Source organism: Chryseobacterium taeanense (genome assembly GCF_900099685.1).
Classification (GTDB): domain Bacteria; phylum Bacteroidota; class Bacteroidia; order Flavobacteriales; family Weeksellaceae; genus Chryseobacterium; species Chryseobacterium taeanense.
Genome location: NZ_FNDW01000015.1, coordinates 1 through 19912, shown reverse-complemented (window position 1 = coordinate 19912; position 19912 = coordinate 1). Strand labels below are relative to the sequence as shown.

22 protein-coding genes are annotated in these 19912 nt (G+C 35.8%); 15 read left to right on the top strand and 7 right to left on the bottom strand.

Going from position 1 to position 19912, the window contains the following annotated elements; translation table 11 throughout:
• Positions 1-120 precede the first annotated feature (120 nt).
• The 5 genes from BLR30_RS16455 (at position 121) to tsaB (ending at position 3792) form a co-directional block, all read left to right on the top strand.
• A complete protein-coding gene (locus BLR30_RS16455) occupies positions 121-807 on the top strand; it encodes a LysE family translocator (protein WP_089861319.1) in 687 nt (228 codons plus the stop codon).
• Positions 804-1739, top strand: coding sequence for a S66 peptidase family protein (locus BLR30_RS16450; protein ID WP_089861271.1), 936 nt, complete (start codon positions 804-806; stop codon positions 1737-1739). The genes BLR30_RS16455 and BLR30_RS16450 overlap by 4 nt, the downstream gene beginning before the upstream one ends.
• A 48-nt stretch (positions 1740-1787) precedes the next feature.
• Positions 1788-2159 carry a YraN family protein gene (locus BLR30_RS16445; protein ID WP_089861269.1) on the top strand — a complete coding sequence of 124 codons (372 nt, stop codon included), beginning with the start codon at positions 1788-1790 and terminating at the stop codon, positions 2157-2159.
• A 100-nt stretch (positions 2160-2259) separates the two neighbouring features.
• Positions 2260-3009 carry an SDR family NAD(P)-dependent oxidoreductase gene (locus tag BLR30_RS16440; protein WP_089861267.1) on the top strand — a complete coding sequence of 250 codons (750 nt, stop codon included), beginning with the start codon at positions 2260-2262 and terminating at the stop codon, positions 3007-3009.
• A 99-nt stretch (positions 3010-3108) separates the two neighbouring features.
• The gene (gene tsaB / locus BLR30_RS16435; protein WP_089861265.1) at positions 3109-3792 is read left to right on the top strand and encodes a tRNA (adenosine(37)-N6)-threonylcarbamoyltransferase complex dimerization subunit type 1 TsaB; all 684 of its coding nucleotides are present in this window, start codon (positions 3109-3111) and stop codon (positions 3790-3792) included.
• 55 nt (positions 3793-3847) lie between these two features.
• Here tsaB and porW read toward each other — a convergent pair whose 3' ends face one another.
• From porW to BLR30_RS16410, 5 genes are all read right to left on the bottom strand, one after another.
• Positions 3848-6466, bottom strand: coding sequence for a type IX secretion system periplasmic lipoprotein PorW/SprE (gene porW, locus BLR30_RS16430; protein WP_139164651.1), 2619 nt, complete (start codon positions 6464-6466; stop codon positions 3848-3850).
• An 87-nt stretch (positions 6467-6553) separates the two neighbouring features.
• On the bottom strand, positions 6554-7108 hold the full coding sequence (locus BLR30_RS16425; protein WP_089861263.1) for a Maf family protein: 555 nt from the start codon (positions 7106-7108) through the stop codon (positions 6554-6556).
• 18 nt (positions 7109-7126) lie between these two features.
• Positions 7127-7645, bottom strand: a complete 519-nt coding sequence (locus BLR30_RS16420) for a KdsC family phosphatase (RefSeq protein ID WP_089861261.1) — start codon at positions 7643-7645, stop codon at positions 7127-7129.
• Between the two features lie 19 nt (positions 7646-7664).
• Positions 7665-8420, bottom strand: coding sequence for an SIMPL domain-containing protein (locus BLR30_RS16415; protein WP_139164650.1), 756 nt, complete (start codon positions 8418-8420; stop codon positions 7665-7667).
• A gap of 28 nt (positions 8421-8448) precedes the next feature.
• Positions 8449-9201 carry a Rossmann-like and DUF2520 domain-containing protein gene (locus tag BLR30_RS16410; RefSeq protein WP_089861257.1) on the bottom strand — a complete coding sequence of 251 codons (753 nt, stop codon included), beginning with the start codon at positions 9199-9201 and terminating at the stop codon, positions 8449-8451.
• Between the two features lie 324 nt (positions 9202-9525).
• On the opposite strand from BLR30_RS16410, the gene BLR30_RS16405 reads away from it, so the two are divergent.
• The 4 genes from BLR30_RS16405 to lepA all read left to right on the top strand — a co-directional run bounded on the left by BLR30_RS16405 (position 9526) and on the right by lepA (position 13291).
• Positions 9526-10077, top strand: coding sequence for an RNA polymerase sigma factor (locus BLR30_RS16405; protein WP_089861254.1), 552 nt, complete (start codon positions 9526-9528; stop codon positions 10075-10077).
• A 19-nt stretch (positions 10078-10096) separates the two neighbouring features.
• A complete protein-coding gene (locus BLR30_RS16400; RefSeq protein WP_228400789.1) occupies positions 10097-10726 on the top strand; it encodes a hypothetical protein in 630 nt (209 codons plus the stop codon).
• 9 nt (positions 10727-10735) lie between these two features.
• Entirely contained in the window at positions 10736-11236 is a 501-nt protein-coding gene (locus tag BLR30_RS16395) for a hypothetical protein (protein WP_089861252.1), read from the top strand.
• 258 nt (positions 11237-11494) lie between these two features.
• Positions 11495-13291: a translation elongation factor 4 gene (gene lepA / locus BLR30_RS16390; RefSeq protein ID WP_089861250.1), complete on the top strand. Its 1797-nt coding sequence runs from the start codon at positions 11495-11497 to the stop codon at positions 13289-13291.
• Between the two features lie 34 nt (positions 13292-13325).
• Here lepA and BLR30_RS16385 read toward each other — a convergent pair whose 3' ends face one another.
• Entirely contained in the window at positions 13326-13535 is a 210-nt protein-coding gene (locus tag BLR30_RS16385; protein WP_089861248.1) for a hypothetical protein, read from the bottom strand.
• 289 nt (positions 13536-13824) lie between these two features.
• On the opposite strand from BLR30_RS16385, the gene BLR30_RS16380 reads away from it, so the two are divergent.
• From BLR30_RS16380 to BLR30_RS16355, 6 genes are all read left to right on the top strand, one after another.
• Positions 13825-14520, top strand: a complete 696-nt coding sequence (locus BLR30_RS16380) for an NUDIX hydrolase (RefSeq protein WP_089861246.1) — start codon at positions 13825-13827, stop codon at positions 14518-14520.
• A gap of 206 nt (positions 14521-14726) precedes the next feature.
• Complete coding sequence (locus BLR30_RS16375; RefSeq protein ID WP_089861243.1) at positions 14727-15266, top strand: NADAR family protein; 540 nt, start codon at positions 14727-14729, stop codon at positions 15264-15266.
• A gap of 92 nt (positions 15267-15358) precedes the next feature.
• Positions 15359-15775, top strand: a complete 417-nt coding sequence (locus tag BLR30_RS16370) for an ADP-ribosylation/crystallin J1 (RefSeq protein ID WP_089861242.1) — start codon at positions 15359-15361, stop codon at positions 15773-15775.
• Between the two features lie 10 nt (positions 15776-15785).
• Entirely contained in the window at positions 15786-16301 is a 516-nt protein-coding gene (locus BLR30_RS16365) for an O-acetyl-ADP-ribose deacetylase (protein ID WP_089861240.1), read from the top strand.
• 106 nt (positions 16302-16407) lie between these two features.
• Positions 16408-17094: an SIR2 family NAD-dependent protein deacylase gene (locus tag BLR30_RS16360; RefSeq protein ID WP_089861238.1), complete on the top strand. Its 687-nt coding sequence runs from the start codon at positions 16408-16410 to the stop codon at positions 17092-17094.
• Positions 17095-17361: 267 nt separating this feature from the next.
• Complete coding sequence (locus BLR30_RS16355; RefSeq protein ID WP_089861236.1) at positions 17362-19557, top strand: glutamine synthetase III family protein; 2196 nt, start codon at positions 17362-17364, stop codon at positions 19555-19557.
• Positions 19558-19729: 172 nt separating this feature from the next.
• Here the strand turns inward: BLR30_RS16355 and BLR30_RS16350 are convergent.
• Positions 19730-19912, bottom strand: a 183-nt coding sequence (locus BLR30_RS16350; RefSeq protein WP_317041398.1) for a transposase, incomplete at its 5' end; no start/stop codon positions are given.

Genomic DNA, 19912 nt, shown 5'->3' with positions numbered 1-19912 from the left:
ATATGAAATTTATTTTAAATAAAGCCTTTCTTAAATCTTGAGTTATTGAATAATTAAATCATAAAGTTTAAATTTGTATAAATGAATGAAAATTCAGATTTTCATTTAAAAAATTACTTGATGTTTGAACTTATATTATCTGCGGTCATATTAGGATTCATGCTGAGTCTCGTTTTTATAGGACCAATTTTTTTCCTTCTGATCGAAACCAGCTTCTCCAGAGGTCCGAAACATGCATTAGCCTTGGATATTGGAGTGATATCAGCAGATTTACTTTGCATACTGGCAGCTTATTATGCAAGTGCAGATATTGTAACATTAATTGATAAACACCCCGGTTTTTACAGAATTACAGCCATCCTGATCTTTGTATATGGAATTGTAATGATGGTCACCAAAACCAAAATGCATATTCCCGGTGAAGAAAAATTTATTAATCAGAATTATTTTAAAACCTTTATGAATGGTTTTTTCTTCAACCTTCTCAATGTGGGAGTAATTTTATTCTGGCTGGTAACGGTTATTTCTGTGAGAAATCAGTATCCCGATACCGGCAATTTTATTTTATATATTGGGATTGTCATTGCTACCTACCTCTGTATAGATCTTGCCAAAATATTTCTTGCCAAGCAGTTTCATGATAAACTCACCCAAAAACTGGCGAATAAAATCAGAAGAATTGTAGGCGGAATTCTTATTGTCTTCAGTTTTTTTATCTTTTTACAAAGTTTCAAAAAATTCAACCAATTTGACAAAAGGCTTGAAGAAGCCGAAAAAACCGAGATAAAATATCAAAGACAAAAATGAAAAGAATAATATTCCCAAAATCATTACAGAAAGGCGATAAAATTGCCGTCATTTCCCCAGCAGGTGCGGTTGAACCTTCCCAGCTTGAAAAAGGAATTGAAATGATTAGAAATAAAAGTTATGAACCAGTATTGGGAGAACATCTTTACAGTAATTTTTCAAATGGTTACCATTATGCAGGGACAGAAAAAGAGCGAATTAATGATATCAACTGGGCATTGAATGATGACGAAATTTCTGCCATTTGGGCATCCCGAGGCGGTTACGGTTGTCAACATCTGCTGGAAAATATTGATCTGAAAAAATTCAGCAGAAATCCCAAATGGTACATTGGATATTCCGATAATACAGTAATTCAAAGCTATCTGTTGAAAAATGGATTTGCTTCGATTCATGGACAAACGATTAAAACCTCAAGTTTCGGAGTGACTGAAGAAAGTTACAATCTTATTTTTGATATATTAAATGGTAAAAGCCTGGAATATGGTATTAAATCTCATGATTTAAATAAAACGGGATTATGTGAAGGACAGTTGATTGGAGGTAATTTAGCGCTTATTTACGCGCTTTTGGGGACTAATTATTCATTTAAGTTTAAAAACAGAATTTTATTTATAGAAGATATCGGAGAAAATTTTTATGCGCTCGACAGAATGATAATGAGTCTGGAGCTTGCAGGCGTTTTTAAAAAAATTAAAGGCTTAATCGTCGGAGGTATGACCAATATGGGGAATGAAAAAGAGAATGCTTCGTATAATGAAAGTTTTGATGAATTTGCAAATCAGCTTATTTCTGATAGAATTTCAAAGTATAATTTTCCGGTAGTTTATGGTTTCCCAAACGGGCATATTAAAGATAACCGAGCTTTGATTATCGGCGGAAATGTAAAATTAAAGGTTGAGGATAAGGTTACAATTAAATTTGAAAATTAAATATTTAAATCTAAAACCCCTAAAACTCTCAAACCCTCCCACCCAACAATGGCACAACACAATGATTTAGGAAAAAAAGCAGAAGAATTAGCAGCAGAATTTTTACTGAAAAATGGTTATAAAATCCTGGCGAGAAACTTTCGTTTTCAAAAAGCTGAAATTGATATTATTTCGGAAAATGATGATTTCATTATCATCTGCGAGGTAAAAGCCCGATCTACGGATGCTTTTAATTTACCTCAGGAAGCTGTTAATAAAAAGAAAATTAAATTGCTGGTATCCGCTGCGGATCATTATCTGAAGGAATTTAACATAATCAAGGAAGTGCGGTTTGATATTATTTCAGTTCTTCCTGATGAAAAAGGAAATTTAAACATTGAACATATCGCTGGTGCTTTTGAAGCATTCGACGCTAGTTAAAATTAACGTATCAATATAACATTTTACCAATTAATTAATATAGTATTATTGCTTGACTGTTAAATTGATATATTGGATTTTTAAAAAATTGAAAATTTTTATGAAAACAATATTAATCACCGGAGCGACTTCCGGAATAGGGAAATCTACAGCACAGCTTCTTGCCAAACAGAGCAACAGAATTATTATCTGTGGGAGAAGAACTGAGGTTTTGGAATCTCTGAAAACTGATCTTTCTCAATTCACCGAAATGTTTAGTTTAAAATTTGATATTAGAAATCTGGAAGAGGTAGAAGCAGCAATCAATTCGCTTCCCGAAGAATGGAAAAATATAGATGTTCTGATTAACAATGCCGGAAATGCCCATGGTCTCGATCCACTTTCTGCAGGAAAAACCGACGACTGGGATTCTATGATCGACGGAAATGTAAAAGGACTTTTATATGTTTCGAAAATGATTATTCCCGGAATGAAGGAAAGAAATTCCGGACATATTGTGAATATCAGTTCTGTTGCAGCAAGACAAACGTATGCTAACGGTGTTGTTTATTGTGCCACGAAAAAGGCAGTGGATGTTATTTCGGAAGGAATGAGAATCGAACTCACGGAATTCGGAATTAAAATCACAAACATCCAGCCAGGAGCTGTAGAAACCGATTTTTCAATGGTAAGATTTAAAGGAGATAGCGAAAAGGCAGCAACAGTCTACGCTGGATACGAGCCTTTAAAAGCCGAAGATATTGCAGATTCTATCGCATATTGTATCAATGCACCCAAACATGTCTGTATTTCTGATATGACCATCTACCCTACCGCTCAGGCAGAACCGAGAACGATTTACAGGAAGTAGTCTTAAAAAATGGCTAAATTTGCACCAGATATTCTAGTTATTTAAAAAATACAGAATATATTGGCACATCGTTAAAACTGTTAAACTGTTACATTTTACATGAAAATATTATACCTCGAAACTTCCTCAAAAAACTGCTCGGTAGCGATTTCAGATGATGAAAAGCTATTGTGTCTTACCGAAGAAGTTTCCGAAAACTATAAACAGTCCGAAAGCCTTCACACATTCGTGGAATGGGCTTTGGAAGGTGCCGGGATTTCTTTAAAAGATATTAAAGCGGTTTCTTTGGGGAAAGGCCCCGGATCTTATACAGGTTTAAGGATTGGCGCTTCTTCTGCAAAAGGATTCTGTTATGGGTTGAAAATTCCTTTAATAGCAGTAAATTCTTTAGAGAGCATGATACAGCCTTTTTTAGACGGGAACTATGATTTTATTATACCATTAGTCGACGCAAGGCGAATGGAGGTTTATACAGCCGTTTATGAAGGTAAAACCGGACAGGAAATCTCTGAAACAGAAGCAAAAATTTTAGATGAAGATTCTTTTAAAGAATTTCAGGATAAAAAAGTGATTTTTGTGGGAGATGGTGCTAAAAAGGCAAAAGATATTTTACAGTTGCCGAATGCTGATTTCAACGAAGAGATCTACCCTTCTGCACAATTCCTGATAAAGAAAACACTGGAAAAAATCAACAAGAAAGAATTTGAAGATATTGCCTATTTTGAACCTTTCTATCTTAAAGATTTTCATGGAGTAAAGAAGAAATCTTCAGGCTCTGTCTGAACAAACAATATAACATCATTAAAAAAGCGAAGAACTTAGTCTTCGCTTTTTATTTTTATTGAGGCTTTGCAGGAATCGAATCCATTTGCATTTGCTGATTTGGGTTGGCTGTTCTCTTCGGCCTGTTGTTATTTAATCTCTGTGGTTGTTGGCTCTGTTGCGAGTTTATCATCTGTCCAGTGCCTGGTTTCTGAGGAACACCATTATTATTGTTAAGAGATTGTTGAATTTGCTGAGGAGTATTATTCATATTATTTGAATTACCCTGAACCACTGCATTTCCTTTATTATCTGTTGGTTTAAAGGATATATCAGATTTAAGATAATTCAGCATTTCCTTAGCTTTTTCGCCTTCCGGTGTTTTACCATAGTTTAAAGCAATCTGCTCGAGCTGAAGAATCATCACCTCTTTCCCACTCGCTTTTCCGGAATTAAATGCATTCAGCAAATAGAGTTTCGGCACCAGCGCATCTTTAGGATATTGCTGAATAGTTTTATCAATAAGCTCCCGACTCTCTGCAAACTTTTCAGATTCATACAACGCAAAAGCCTGTTTGTACTGATTTTCTACATCCGCTGAAGATTTTACGAACGTACTGTTTTTAGGATTTCTGGCAAATTCTGCGTAGGAAGTATAAGGATAATCTTTTAAAAGAATTTGTTTTGCGCGTTCTGCAGCCTGCGGATTTTTTTCATAATTCATCGCAAAAATCTCATACAAAGCTTGTAACATTACTTTTTCTTCAGGTTTTACATCTACAAGATCATAAAGGGTTTTAGTGGCCAGAGGAGTATTCGTAAAGTAATTCTGATACATAACACCCAATCCTAAGGAAGCGGTGTCTCTGTCTTTCTTCAACTGACTAAGTTTTCCGGCATCGGTAGGAATCTGTTCAATGTAAAAGGCCGGTTCAAAACGTCTCGGGTTTGGTGCTGCAGTGGTTCCCAAAGCATCATTTTTCATATCCTCGATAGTCGCCATTTTCTTTGAAAAACGCCAGTTATCAACCAAAGCTCTGTCTCCCCAGGTCTGCTTAAAGGTCTGTGCACCTTTGGAAACCGTTCCGGTATTGCTGAAATAAAAACCTTTTGCTGTGACACCAAAATCTTCGAAAGAATTTGAACTGTTGGCAAAAATAGAAGTCGAGCTATAATCTCCCGTATCGAAACCTTTGCTTCTTTCTGCACGTCTTTTTTCAAGTTCTTCTTTCTCTTCTTTTGCCTTAATTTTGGCAATATATTTTGTGAAAAAATCATTTTTCTGCTCAGGAGACATTTTGGCCAGATTTAGGATACTGTCATTTTTCTTAATCAGATAATAATTTTTTGAAATTTTCTTAATGTAAACTGACTGATCTGCCAGAAGAACTTTAGAAGGCTCATACGTCATTACCGCTAATGCCGAATCATAATAAGCACCAGCTCCGATATAATCATTTTTATCCAGATATCCCTTTCCTATTTCATAATAAGCCAGACCCCGAATCTGCCCATCTGAAACTTTTTCTCGTAATGATTTTCTGAAGTATTCCTGTGCTTCCTCTTTTTTTCCGGCTTTGTTGGCCATTAATCCTAAAGCGTAGTAAAACTCATTCTTTCTGGAACCGTAAGTTCCTTTCTTACTGATATCTTCCAGGTATTTTCTGGCACCGCTGTAATCTCCGTTGCCATTAAAAGTTTTGGCAATTTCGATTTGAGATTTTACCTCAAATTCAAAATCGTTGGCATATTTATAAGCTGCCATAAAGCTTTCTCTCGCTTTTTCATTTTGATTAAGACCTTCCAGCACCTGCCCTCTCAGATAAGCAATTCTGCTCTTAAGCTTTCTGTTACTGTTCAGTTCAAAGGCATTATCAAGCTCTTTTACAGCTTCTTCTTTTTTTCCGGCATCCAGAAGAGATTCAGAATAATAGATGCTTAACAGCTTTTCATACTCTTTACTGATCTTTTCACCTTTTAATTTGGCAAAAGTTTCATGAGCTTTATGGTAATTTTTAATCTGATTGTATGCCAGACCCTGATAAATTCTTGCCAGAGGAATTCTTTTATCATCCTTCATATGTGTGAAAACATAGTTCAAGGCATCAAGGGCTTCCAGCGATTTTCCTCTGTATATTCTTGCCTGCGCGAGAATCATGTAAGCATCAAAAATCTGCTTATTTTGCTCTTCACCATGCTTGATAACAGAATATTTATTGATTGCCTTTAAAGCTTTAGCTTCTGCTATTTCGAGTGTGGTTGCTCCTTTTTGTTCAGGTAAATCTGAATCTCCAGAATCATTCCCGGCATTCGCCGACATCATATTATTTCCCGGCATTCCCGGCGGCATTGCGGGAGGTCCTCCCCTCTTATTACTGCTGTTATTCTGTGCAGAACGGTTTACTTCCCCCATTTTCATAGAATTTTCAGCAAAAGACTGAGATTGCCCCAGATCACTGCCCAATGGCTGGTCTTCATAGGTAAGAATAGGAATATATGGCGCATAAAAATTATCTTTATGTGCCTTATCTCTTGTTTCAAACTCATTATTTAAGGCATCTTTAGCATTAAATAACGTATTATAGTATGTCGAAAATCCTTTCAGAAACTTCGATCGCTGCTCAGGCTTCTTGGTTTTCGTGGCGCAAGAAGCAACAATACAAAGTGTTAAAAGGAATAAAATATTTTTTTTCATTCTTTCAATATAACTCGCTAATCTACTTTTTATTATAAAGTAGTTGATAATTCTGTAAAAATAATAAAATTTTATTATTGAAAATTGCTATATTTCCTTCAATATTTTGTAAACCAAATGGGTAGGAAGTCCCATAATCGTATAAAAGCTGCCGTTTACTTTTTTAATTTTTGCCATGCCGAGCCATTCCTGGATTCCATAACTGCCGGCTTTATCAAAAGGCTTGTAATGCTGGATATAATATTCTATTTCATTATCATTGAGATCATCAAATTCCACATCTGCAACGTCGGTTTCCGTAATAGTTATGTCTTGTGTTTTGATGGTGATACCGGTATAAACCTGATGGGTTCTGCCTGAAAGTAGTCTCAGCATTTCTCTTGCATCATTTTCATCTTTGGGTTTTCCCAAAAGCTGGCTGTCAATGGCTACTACGGTGTCAGCAGTCAGCAGAACCTCACTGTTTTCAAGAGAGCGGAAAGCAGAAGCTTTCAGTTCGGAAAGATAACCAGCTGCCTCTCCTACTTTTATGTGTTGTGGAATAATTTCTTCACAATCAATTTTTACAACGTCAAAAGTAAACCCAAGATTAGTAAGTAATTCTTTTCTTCTCGGAGATTGTGATGCCAGTAATAATTTCATGAATCAATAATAGTTAAATTAAATAGATTGTGTGTTATCATCGTGCCATTTTCCCTGTACTTTCATCACCTGTTCGATAACATCACGTACTGCCCCGCTTCCGCCTTTTATAGGAGAAATATAAGTGGCAATTGCTTTAATTTCAGGAACTGCATTTTCAGGACACGCCGCAATCGCAGAATTTTTCATGATATGAAGATCCGGAATATCGTCGCCCATGGTCAGAATTTCTTCATTGGTAAGATTATATTTTAATTTAAAATCTTCAAAATCTGCCATTTTATCGTGAGACTTTGCATAATAATCTTCGATTCCCAGATAATTGATTCTGTGTTTCACCATTTCATCGTTTCCGCCTGTGATCACACCAATTAAATAATTATTTTTTAAAGCTTTTACGACTGCATATCCGTCGAGGACACTCATCACCCGGCACATATTCCCTCCGGGCATCAGATATACGCTTCCGTCTGTGAAAACACCGTCTACATCAAATACAAAAGCTTTAACATTTTTTAATTTTTCTTTATAGCTCATTTTTCTTTAAAAGTTTAATCTAATCAAGATTATAAGTAAGTCTTACCGTAATTCTTGCTGATTTTTCCTTACTTGAAGTGTCAAAATTCCCACCATAGCTGTCTTCATCCGTAGATCCTTTTGCCGTAATCTGAAATACGCCCATTGAAGCATCTTTCAGTTTACCCAAATTTCCGTCTGCACTTTCTACAATTTTTTCAGCTCTTTGTCTGGCATCTTTTGCCCCGGCTTCTATTAAGCTGTGTTTCAAAGATGCAAGGTCGGAATACGTATATTGTGGTGAAGATGGCTCGAATTGTACTCCGCTGTTGATGAGCTCAGCAGTTTTGTCGATTACATTTTCGATCTTTTTCATTAAATCAGGATTTTTTTTAGCCCTGAAAATCACACTTTGGGTCGCTTTATAGCCATCGAAAATATCTTCAGATTTTTCTGTTCCGTCAGATTCTTTCGTAGTTACCGTACGGTAAGACCTTGAAAAGTTGACTCCACCAAAAGTAAATTCGCCGGCTTTGAAACCCTTGCTATAGAAAAAAGTCTTTACTTTTTCTTTATCCTGTAAGATGAGATTATACGCTTCTTTTGCATCAAAAGCGCTGGCATCAAAACTCCCGCTCCAGCTGATCTCGTCTGAAATAAAATCCTTGGAACCCAGACCGGTAACGGATATTGTATCCTGTTTTAAGTTCCTGTTTTTAAAGCTTGATCCTAAAATAAGTGCTGTGATGACGATTGCAGCTCCGGTGATAATAGAGCGGATAATGTTGGTGTTCATTTTTTTGGTTTTTCTCAAAGTTAAAACATTATGGCAATTGATACATCTTTTTGATGGAAAGATTCATGATTTTGTAAATCTCAAGACTTTCATCTTTTAATAACTGCTCATGCAGTTCCAGAATTCTCTTATCGTTTCTTACGGCGGGTCCGGTCTGTGCATCTTTCGGATCTATTTCGTAAATTTTCTGAACAGTTTCATCAATCAACGGTAAAAAATAATCAAACGGGATTTCCTGAGAATCTGAAATTTCTTTAGCCCTCGAAAAGAGATGATTCACAAAATTACAGGCAAAAACTGCTGTAAGATGAATGTATTTTCTTTTTTCGTGGGTGCTTTCCATCACATTTTCCGAAATCTTTGAGGCCATGTTGAAGAGAGTTTGCCGGTCTTCTTCATTTTCAGCTTCTATGAAAAAAGGGATTTTAGAATAATCCAGTGATTTTAATTTGGAAAAAGTCTGTAAAGGATAAAAACTCGCTTTGCGGTATTCTCCTGACAGAATTTCTTTCGGAAGCGATCCGGAAGTATGAGCCACCAGACAGTTTTTATTTGAAATTATTTTCGAAACATCTTCTACGGAATTGTCACTGACACAAATAATATAAAGATTTGCGTCTTGCAGTTTTTCAGTAGAAAACGGAATTTTTAATTCTTCGGAAATCTTGCTCAGTTCTTTTTCGTTCCTGCCAAAAATCTGGGCCAAAGGAACATGATTCAGGACAAAAGCTTTTGCCAGGTGATAGGCTACATTTCCGGAACCGATAATTACAATTTGCATCTAACAAAGATAAGATTTACAAGGAAGATGGGAGAGGGGAGACAGAAGTTTTTTAGTTTATGTTTTTAATTATCGGACAGTTTAACGCAAACATACTTTTTTGAGAGCGCAATTGAATTGCATTTTAAAACTTTTTTGGATCAAATTTTAAGGTGATATAGCAATTTAACATAATATTGAAGCTGAATGTCTATCGGCATTGATACAATATTTATCAGATTCAGGCGTATAAATATTTGTAAATAATGAGTATATTGGACTGAAAATTGAAGAGTTGATTTAACTTTCAGTTATTTTTGTAATCCAAAACAGTGAAAGCATCTTATGAAGATTAAGGACGCGGAAATTATTTCGTTGATGCAAGACCCACGAACTCAGGAAAAAGGAGTTCGCGCTTTGATGGATGCTTATCAAAGTAGATTGTATTGGCACATAAGGAGAATTATTGTGGACGGAGATCTTGCTCAGGACACTTTGCAGGAGACTTTTATTAAAGCTTATCAGAATTTTCATCAGTTTAAAAATGATAGTCAGCTCTATACCTGGCTATACAGAATTGCAACCAATGAAGCGCTGCAACAGATAAACAAGCTGAAAAAAATGCAGAAAACAGATGAGGATCCCGAATATCATATGCAGAATCTTGTAGCCGATAACGCCGGTGAAGATGCCGAGGAAATACAGATTTTGCTTCAGAAAGCCATACAAAGCCTGCCGGAAAAACAGAAACTGGTATTTATGATGCGGTATTATGATGATTTACCTTACGAAGAAATATCTAAAATTGTAGATATGTCGGTAGGGACTCTGAAAACAAATTATCATTATGCCAAACAAAAAATAGAAGATTATATTAAAGAAAATTACGAGAGATAATTTTTGAGAAAAAACTGAGATGAAAGACTTCAACATAGAAAAACTAGAACGTAAAAATATTTACACAGAGCCTGATGATTTGTTTGAAAATCTTCAGGATAGAGTATTGAGCGGGGTCAGCGACTTCGATCTGGAAAAGCTTGAACGTAAAAATATTTATGCAGTTTCTGAAGATATGTATGAGAATGTTCAGAATCATGTTATAAATACGGTATTTCCTCGTAAGAAAGCCCCTGTTTTTAAGCTAAATTGGGCTTACGCAGTTGCTGCATCGATGGCATTGATTTTTGGAGCAACTTTTATTTTCAATTCGGATGATGAACCAACGAATAAAAATGATGCCTCCAATGCTTCTTACATAGCCACGAGCCAGGAGCCAAAAGCAGAAAGCGAAATAGCTTATGAAACTTTAAAATCTGACTTAACTTCTGTTGAGAATAATAATCAAAAAGTGGCAAAGCAGAGCGATACCAAAATTTCGGCTCCGGTAAAAGCAGAGAACGAACAAAAAACGGTAACACCAACGGTAAAATCTACTAAACAAAGTGCAATTCAGATGAGTGAATATCTGGATTCATTTTCAAATTCTGAAATTTCAGAATTGGCGAGTAATTCAACTCAGGACGTTTATTTAGATTTATATAACTAAAAAGAAAAGATGAAAAAGATATTATTTACGCTTTTTATCATATACGGATTTGGTCTGAATGCCCAAAAAACGGACTACGACTGGAAAAAAATGGATCCTAAACAGAGAAAAGAGGTTATTAATAGTTTGTCCCCGGAAGAAAGGAAAGAACTTCTGATAAAATTCAGAAATAATATGGTGATGGATAATCTGGATATAGATCCCAGCGATAAAGAAGAATTTACAGGTGTTTATAATGAATATCTGGAAAGTCAGAGACAGATAAAAAGCCAGTTTAATTCTAACTTTAACCCGGATAATTTATCCGACGACGAAGCAAAAGCAAAACTTCAGCAAAGCTTTGAAGTGGGGCAGAAGCTGCTGGATAACCGAAAAAAATATGCTGATAAAATGCAGCAGGTGATTCCTTGCCAAAAAGTCTTGAAGCTGTTTCAGACAGAAGGAATGATGAGAGAAAAGATGAATGAAAGAAAACCTCACGGAAATAAAAATGCTCCAAGACAAAAATAACCATAATAGTTTATTTTTTTAATGTTGGACGACCCTTGCAATTTATTGTAAGGGTCGTTTAATTTTAAAAGGAATGCACTTCAAATTGAATAATTCTTAATCTGAAAATTCCAGTTTCAAATTCAACAAATTTGAACAACATTATGTAAATTGAATAACAATTATCATACGACTACTTTAAAATAATTCTATCCTTCCAAAATAAGAATAACGAATTGTCTTGCTTTTTTTTATCTTTGCAAATTACAACGTTCTTAAATGAAAAACATACGAAATTTTTGCATAATCGCTCATATTGACCACGGAAAAAGTACGCTGGCAGACCGTCTTTTGGAGTACACGAATACGGTAACTCAAAGAGAACTTCAGTCTCAGACGCTGGATGATATGGATCTGGAGAAAGAACGCGGGATTACTATTAAATCCCATGCGATCCAGATGGATTATGAATATAAAGGCGAAAAATATATCTTAAACCTTATCGATACTCCGGGACACGTAGATTTCTCCTATGAAGTTTCCCGTTCCATTGCCGCTTGTGAAGGAGCGCTTCTTATTGTAGACGCAGCACAGAGCATTCAGGCACAGACTATCAGTAACCTGTATCTTGCCTTGGAGAATGACCTTACCATCATTCCGATTCTTAATAAAATAGATCTTCCTTCCGCAAATCCGGAAGAAGTGACTGACGAAATTATGAATTTGATCGGCTGTGATTATGAAGATGTTTTGAGAGTTTCAGGAAAAACAGGAGAAGGTGTTCACAACCTTTTAGAGCAGATTGTAGAAAGAATTCCTGCTCCGGTAGGAGATCCTGATGCACCGCTTCAGGCATTGATCTTCGACTCGGTGTATAATCCGTTCAGAGGAATCGAAGCTTATTTCAAAGTGGTAAATGGGAGTATTTCCAAAAACGAAAAGATTAAGTTCTTTGCTACAGGTAAAGAATATGGAGCGGATGAAGTGGGAACACTGAAGCTTAAGCAGGTTCCTAAAAAGACCATTCAGTGTGGTGACGTAGGTTATCTGGTTTCCGGAATTAAAGATGCAAGAGAAGTAAAAGTAGGGGACACTGTAACCTCATTCGAAAAGCCGGCATCAGGACCTATTGAAGGTTTTGAAGAAGTGAAGCCGATGGTTTTTGCCGGGATTTATCCGATCGATTCTGAAGATTTTGAAGAATTGAGATTTTCTCTTGAAAAGTTAAGATTAAATGATGCCTCACTGGTGTTTGAGCCGGAAAGCTCGGCAGCATTAGGTTTCGGATTCCGTTGCGGCTTCCTTGGAATGCTTCACATGGAAATCGTTCAGGAACGTCTTGACCGTGAGTTCAATATGAACGTAATCACCACCGTACCCAACGTTTCTTACTTTGGATATACTAAAAAAGAACCGGAAGTTCCGATCCTTATCAATAACCCGTCCGAAATGATGGATCCTTCTACGATGGATAGAGTAGAAGAGCCTTTCATTAAAGCTTCCATTATTACAAAGTCAGATTTTGTGGGCGCGGTAATGACACTTTGTATTGAGAAAAGAGGAGAGATTGTTAACCAAAGTTATCTGACTTCTGAGAGGGTAGAGCTGATATTTAATATGCCTTTGGCTGAAGTCGTTTTTGACTTTTACGACAGGCTGAAATCAATTTCAAAAGGATACGCATCATTCGATTATCATCCGATAGGTTTCAGGGCTTCCAAGCTGGTAAAAATGGATATCCTGATCAACGGAGATATGGTAGATGCATTGTCTTCACTGATTCACGATTCAAATGCTTATCATATTGGTAAAAAGATGTGTGAAAAGCTTCGTGAGCTGATTCCGAGACAGCAGTTTGATATCGCTGTACAGGCCGCTTTAGGAACAAAAGTAATTGCAAGAGAGACCATTAAGGCATTAAGAAAAGACGTTACCGCAAAATGTTACGGAGGGGATATTTCCAGAAAAAGAAAGCTCCTTGAAAAACAGAAAGAAGGTAAGAAGAAAATGAAGCAGATCGGAAGGGTAGAAGTACCGCAATCAGCTTTCATGGCAGTTTTGAAACTCAATGATTAATATAAAAAAGACCGAGAATTCGGTCTTTTTTCTTTTAAATATTCCTTTGCTTTTGCAGGAGATTTCCCTGGATTGCCAATGCCCCTAATCCGATAATTACTTCTGCGATCCCTAAAATTCTCACAAGATTTGGTCCGCATACAATACACTCTGGCTCAGGAAAAGGTTTCTTTCCTCCAATAATAATCAGAATTCCTCCAATAATAATGATGACTACAATAAATACTCTTAATAATGATTTCATGATGGTATAAAATTAGTTTTGGTGCCTACTTTTTCAGGATTTCGGCGTTACCTTTTGTTTATCCAAAATTGAGTATAATTATCAGGAAATCAATTCGTAAAATCACTATTTCATTACAGTAAATTCACGATAATTTATATAATGATTTCAGAACAAATAATCCTTATAATTAGCTTATCTCTACATTAAAACTTTCAATAACCTGTTTAATCTTTACAGAATTTTCGATTTAACATTGAAAGTATTTCTTCTAAATCGTAACTTTGTGTACTCACAACGCAAATTAAAAATGAACACTTCAAAAAAGTTACAGGATATAAAAGTTGCGGTAGACGCGGTTGTTTTTGGGTATTTTGATAAGGAAGATCTTCATATTCTCCTGATTAAAAGAAATATTGAACCTTTTAAAGGAGGATGGGCGCTGCCTGGCGGACTGGTTCTCGATGATGAAAACCTTGATGATGCTGTCAGAAGAGAGCTTCATGAAGAGGCAGGAATAAAGCCTGATTTCCTGGAGCAGCTGTACACTTTTGGCAATGTGGGTCGCGATCCGCGCAACAGGGTCGTTTCGGTGACGTACCTTGGATTGGTGAATCCTTCTTACCATCAGCTTTCTGCCGACTCGGATGCGGATGATGCTCAATGGTTCAGCGTTAATAAGCTTCCGGATCTGGCTTTCGATCATAAGGAGATCATTGATACGGCATTAAAAAGACTTCGGACAAAAATTCAATATCAACCCATCGGATTTAATCTGCTGAATGAAGAATTTCCTTTTTCAGATCTTGAAAACCTTTATAAAACCATCATCGGTCAGGAAATTGATCGTCGTAATTTCCGTAAAAAGATCATGAGCTACGGATTATTAAATGAAACCCAGAATGTAAAAAAAGAAGGCAGCGGCAGACCCGGGAAACTTTTCACCTTCAATCAGGAAAAGTATAAAGAGCTCGAAGAGGAAGGATTTTATTTTGAGATTAAATAAACATGATTAATATAGTATTCGATTTCTTACTTCCATTTACTAAGCATATACTGTGTCCTAAGATTTTTCTAAACGAAAATATTCCTCTTAAATTAAAAATTTAATACTGATAATCAGTTTTTTAATGTGTTTAGTGTAAAATTAACACAAATTGATTTGGTAGTTAAAATCATATTGTTTTAAATTTGTGTAATAATAACGCAATTATGAAATATACAATCAATACAATTATCGAAGATTTTCATGATGAAGTAAAACCAGAAATTCTTTTCTTTTGGGGACATACCATAAAAGATGAGATGACAAAAGCTTGTTTCAGCCAATGGTTTCCGGCTCAGTTCGAAGAAAATAATGTGATCTACGAAACAGCCGAACATTATATGATGGCAGAAAAAGCAAGATTATTTAACGACGTTGAGGTTTTCGAGAAAATTTTAAAGGCGGAGACCCCAAATAATGCTAAAAGCTTGGGAAGAAAAGTTAAGAACTTCGATATGGAAATTTGGAACCAGCATAAATATGAAATAGTAAAAAAGGGTAATTTTCTTAAATTCTCGCAGAATGAAGAATTAAAAGAATTTTTGCTCTCGACTGATAATAAGATTATCGTTGAAGCAAGCCCATATGATGTAATTTGGGGTATTGGATTGTTGGAAACAGATTCTGACGCACAAAATCCGCTTCTTTGGAAAGGCGAAAATTTGCTAGGTTTTGCTTTAATGGAAATCAGAGATGAATTGAGATAACAAAACATCAGTCTTTGAATGACAGTTATTTGAATGACAGTTATAAGCAATCATTACTCAAAGTCAATGAAATTTAGATAAAATAAGACTGAATGAGAACAAAAACATTGTATAGACCGGTTGGAGAAAAGGAAATGCTTTTAATCATTGAAAACGGTTACAGGGCATTTCCTCCCAGGCTGGAATGGCAGCCGATTTTCTATCCTGTAATGAATGAAGATTACGCTTCCGAAATTGCCGAAAAATGGAATACACGAGACGAAGCAGGGAACTATCTTGGTTTTGTAACACGTTTTGATGTGAAAGAGGATTTCCTAAATAAATATCCGTCTCAAAATGTCGGAGCAAAGAATCATAATGAATTATGGATCCCTTCAGAAGAATTGGGAGCTTTTAATCGAGCTATTGTAGGAAATATTGAGGTAATAAAAGTGTTTATAGGAAAAGATTTTGTGAAGCCAGCCAATACTGAAATTGAAAACTTGATTGTAAATTTAAATCATAATTAATTGAGATCTCATGAAAATTGAATTAACCAAAGGTGATATCACTAAGATAGAAGCAGATGTTATTGTCAATGCCGCAAATTCTTCCTTACTTGGCGGAGGTGGAGTAGACGGGGCGATTCATCGGGTGGGAGGAAAGAGTATTTTAGAAGACTGTATTAAAATCAGAAACAAACAAGGCAAATGCAAAACGGGAGAAGCTGTTGTTACGACTGCCGGAAACCTCTCTGCACAATATGTGATTCATACGGTTGGTCCGATTTGGAATGGTGATGAAGAAAGATGCTCACAATTATTGGCAAATTGTTATAAAAATTCGTTGAAGCTGGCTGAAAGCTTGGAAATGAAAGTCATCGCTTTTCCTAATATTAGTACAGGAGTGTATAGATTTCCTAAAGCATTAGCTGGAACAATTGCAGTTGAGATGGTAAGGGATTTTAAATCTGATATCATAGAAAAAGTAATTTTTGTCTGTTTTGATGATGAAAATGAAGAGATTTATAAAGATTTACTGAAGAACAAAGATTAAAAATTTTTGATCTTAGCTAAGTGAAACGGCTTTGCGAACTTAAAAGCAGTTAGTTGTTAAAAAAATCTTAGTGTTCTTTGCGTTTAAAACCAAAAATAAAAAACCAATGAAAAAACTAACCATATTAACAGGCGCCGGAATCAGTGCCGAAAGCGGGATAAAAACCTTCAGAGACGGAGACGGACTTTGGGAAAATCATAGCATTACAGATGTTGCCAGTCCCGAAGGATGGAGAAAAGACAGGAATTTGGTGTTGGAATTCTACAATCAGCGCCGTCGGCAGCTTCATGAAGTGGAACCTAATGAAGCTCATCATTTACTGGCAAAACTGGAACAATATTTCGATGTTCAGATCATCACCCAGAATATTGATGATTTACACGAAAGAGCAGGATCTTCCAATATATTGCATTTGCATGGAGAATTATTTAAATCATGCTCATGTAATAACAACGCTCTGATCTATGAACATAAAAATGATATCAATATCGGCGATAAAGCTGAAGACGGCGCTCAGTTACGCCCTTTTATCGTTTGGTTCGGAGAAGATGTTCCGTTGATGAAAGAAGCTACAAAAATGGCAAAAGAAGCTGATATTTTCCTGGTGATCGGAACCTCTTTGCAGGTGTATCCTGCTGCGGGCTTACTCCACGACATCAAAGATGACTGCCTTCTTATTGTTATTAATCCTAATGAAACAGGTTTTGGATACGGACAAAGAGCTGTTGTCATAAAAGAAACTGCTACAAAAGGAGTGAAATTACTGTTTGATAAACTCATTGATATGGCATAACACAATTAGTGCTTTCATTCATTTCATGATTTCAATAAAATCTTTACGTAAAATATAAATTCGTATATTGTATGTCGGTGGGAAATACTGTTCATTCAATTTATTTTAAAATAAAAAAAATAAAATTGGATCACCAACCCCTGTCAAAAATCAAATAGTTGTTTAAAAAGAATAGTTAAATTTCATAATTACCCTTAATTTTTAAGGGTAAAAATACTTTTAATATATTTTTTTTGTAAATTTGCCCCGTAAAAAATCAAACCTAATATGTCAACTTTAAGATTCAAAGCGTTAGAAACTTTACCATTTAAGGACTTTAGAAGAGATAATTCCGTTGAAGTTCCAGTGAAATTATCAGAATTGTTCTGCCAAAATGTTTTCTCAGAAGAAACAATGAGAGAATATTTAACGAAAGAAGCATTCAATTCTATCATGGATGCCGTAAAAAAAGGAACTAAGATCCAGAGACACATTGCAGATCAGGTAGCTGTAGCAATGAAAGACTGGGCAATGAGCAAAGGAGTGACTCACTACACACACTGGTTCCAACCTTTAACGGGAAGTACTGCCGAGAAACACGATTCTTTCTTTACACCCATTGAAGGTGGAAGAGCTATTGAAAGATTCAGCGGAAATTTACTGATCCAGCAGGAGCCGGATGCATCTTCTTTTCCTAATGGAGGTATCAGAAACACTTTTGAAGCAAGAGGTTATACAGCTTGGGATCCTACATCTCCGGCATTCATCATAGGTACTACTTTATGTATTCCTTCTATTTTCATCTCTTATACAGGAGAAACATTAGATTATAAAGCTCCTCTTTTAAGAGCATTGAATGCGGTAGACGAAGCTGCAACCAATGTAATGCAGTATTTTGATAAAAACGTAACAAAAGTAACGCCTACTTTAGGTTGGGAGCAGGAATATTTTCTGGTAGATTCGGCATTGTTCCAATCTCGTCCTGACTTGGTTTTAACGGGAAAAACTTTGCTAGGCCATTCTCCTGCAAAAGGACAGCAATTGGATGACCATTATTTCGGTTCAATTCCTACAAGAGTTATGAATTTCATGAAAGAGCTTGAAGTTGAATGTATGAAACTGGGAATTCCTGTTACAACGAGACACAACGAAGTTGCACCAAACCAGTTTGAGCTTGCACCGATGTTTGAAGAAGTAAACGTTGCCGTAGACCACAACTCTTTGTTGATGGATGTAATGGCAAGAATTGCACACAGACATCATTTTCATATCCTTTTACACGAAAAACCTTTCGCAGGTGTAAACGGAAGCGGAAAACACAACAACTGGTCTCTTGCTACTGATACAGGTGAAAACCTTTTAAGCCCGGGAAGAAATCCTAAGAAAAACTTACAGTTTTTAACGTTCTTCATTAATACCATAAAAGCGGTACACGAATATGCCGACCTTTTAAGAGCAAGCATTGCGTCTGCAAGCAACGATCACAGATTAGGTGCCAACGAAGCTCCGCCGGCTATCATTTCCGTATTTATCGGAAGTCAGCTGTTCAGAGTTTTGGAAGAGCTTGAAAAAGTAAAAGAAGGAAAACTCTCTCCGGATGAAAAAACAGATCTTAAATTAAATGTTGTCGGAAAAATTCCTGAAATCCTGTTGGATAATACTGACAGAAACAGAACTTCTCCTTTTGCATTTACAGGAAATAAATTCGAAATCAGAGCGGTAGGTTCTTCTGCAAACTGCGCAGAATCTATGACGGTAATGAACACCATCGCAGCAAAACAGCTTCGTGATTTCAAAAAAGAAGTTGATGCATTAATTGAAAAAGGTCTTAAGAAAGACGAAGCGATCTTCAACGTATTAAGAGAATACATCAAGCAATGTAAAAACATTATGTTTGAAGGTGACGGATATTCTGATGACTGGGCAATTGAAGCTGAAAAAAGAGGTTTAAATAACTTAAAAACTACTCCTGAAGCTCTTAAACAGGAAATGGATGAGAAGTTTTTATCGCTCTATGAAGAGATGGGGATTTTTACTCACAGAGAAGTTGAAGCAAGAAACGAAATTAAATTAGAGAAATATTCAACGGTAATAGATATCGAAGCAAGAGTATTAAGTGATATCGCAAGAAACCATATTATTCCTTCTGCTTTAAATTATCAGAACAGGTTGATTGAAAATGTAAAAGGACTTAAAGATATCTTCGGAGAAAAAGAATTCAAAAATCTTGCAAAAGAGCAGATGAGTCTTATTACAAGTATTTCTGAAAATGTTTCTAAGATCAAACTAGGTGTTGAAGATCTTATACAGGCAAGAGAAGAAGCTAAAGCAATTTCTGAAAGCCAGAAGCAGGCAGAAAATTATTGCAACAAAGTGAAGCCATTATTTGACGTTATCAGAGAAGCATCTGATGCTCTTGAAATGATGGTTGATGACGAACTTTGGCCAATGACCAAGTATAGAGAAATGTTATTTACAAAGTAACATTTGTAAAGTTCCATATTAGTTAAACTCTCCGGTTCTCTTTTGTTCCGGAGAGTTTTTTTATGAGTTAAAAATCAAAAAAATACTTTCAGGCAAAACGAATCAAAAGCTAAAGAAATAGATTTTTAAAGCATATTATCAATCTCATTTATTATTTTAACCTGAGTTCGGTTTAAGCAAATTTTAAAAATAGTTGACCGTCATTTACCTTTTTCAAGTTGAGTGACGGTTTCTTTGGAAAGAAACAATATGCTGTTAGCCCTCCCAAAATATTTATTATAAAATTGTTCACACTTCGGTGTCTGGTGTGCTCAACCTGACAATGATTTTTCAATTCGTCATTTATGGTTTCAAT

Coding starts and splice junctions, on each gene's coding strand:
- BLR30_RS16455 (WP_089861319.1), top strand. CDS start 121: ATGTTTGAACTTATATTATCTGCGGTCATATTAGGATTCATGCTGAGT.
- BLR30_RS16450 (WP_089861271.1), top strand. CDS start 804: ATGAAAAGAATAATATTCCCAAAATCATTACAGAAAGGCGATAAAATT.
- BLR30_RS16445 (WP_089861269.1), top strand. CDS start 1,788: ATGGCACAACACAATGATTTAGGAAAAAAAGCAGAAGAATTAGCAGCA.
- BLR30_RS16440 (WP_089861267.1), top strand. CDS start 2,260: ATGAAAACAATATTAATCACCGGAGCGACTTCCGGAATAGGGAAATCT.
- tsaB (WP_089861265.1), top strand. CDS start 3,109: ATGAAAATATTATACCTCGAAACTTCCTCAAAAAACTGCTCGGTAGCG.
- porW (WP_139164651.1), bottom strand. CDS start 6,466: ATGAAAAAAAATATTTTATTCCTTTTAACACTTTGTATTGTTGCTTCT.
- BLR30_RS16425 (WP_089861263.1), bottom strand. CDS start 7,108: ATGAAATTATTACTGGCATCACAATCTCCGAGAAGAAAAGAATTACTT.
- BLR30_RS16420 (WP_089861261.1), bottom strand. CDS start 7,645: ATGAGCTATAAAGAAAAATTAAAAAATGTTAAAGCTTTTGTATTTGAT.
- BLR30_RS16415 (WP_139164650.1), bottom strand. CDS start 8,420: ATGAACACCAACATTATCCGCTCTATTATCACCGGAGCTGCAATCGTC.
- BLR30_RS16410 (WP_089861257.1), bottom strand. CDS start 9,201: ATGCAAATTGTAATTATCGGTTCCGGAAATGTAGCCTATCACCTGGCA.
- BLR30_RS16405 (WP_089861254.1), top strand. CDS start 9,526: ATGAAGATTAAGGACGCGGAAATTATTTCGTTGATGCAAGACCCACGA.
- BLR30_RS16400 (WP_228400789.1), top strand. CDS start 10,097: ATGAAAGACTTCAACATAGAAAAACTAGAACGTAAAAATATTTACACA.
- BLR30_RS16395 (WP_089861252.1), top strand. CDS start 10,736: ATGAAAAAGATATTATTTACGCTTTTTATCATATACGGATTTGGTCTG.
- lepA (WP_089861250.1), top strand. CDS start 11,495: ATGAAAAACATACGAAATTTTTGCATAATCGCTCATATTGACCACGGA.
- BLR30_RS16385 (WP_089861248.1), bottom strand. CDS start 13,535: ATGAAATCATTATTAAGAGTATTTATTGTAGTCATCATTATTATTGGA.
- BLR30_RS16380 (WP_089861246.1), top strand. CDS start 13,825: ATGAACACTTCAAAAAAGTTACAGGATATAAAAGTTGCGGTAGACGCG.
- BLR30_RS16375 (WP_089861243.1), top strand. CDS start 14,727: ATGAAATATACAATCAATACAATTATCGAAGATTTTCATGATGAAGTA.
- BLR30_RS16370 (WP_089861242.1), top strand. CDS start 15,359: ATGAGAACAAAAACATTGTATAGACCGGTTGGAGAAAAGGAAATGCTT.
- BLR30_RS16365 (WP_089861240.1), top strand. CDS start 15,786: ATGAAAATTGAATTAACCAAAGGTGATATCACTAAGATAGAAGCAGAT.
- BLR30_RS16360 (WP_089861238.1), top strand. CDS start 16,408: ATGAAAAAACTAACCATATTAACAGGCGCCGGAATCAGTGCCGAAAGC.
- BLR30_RS16355 (WP_089861236.1), top strand. CDS start 17,362: ATGTCAACTTTAAGATTCAAAGCGTTAGAAACTTTACCATTTAAGGAC.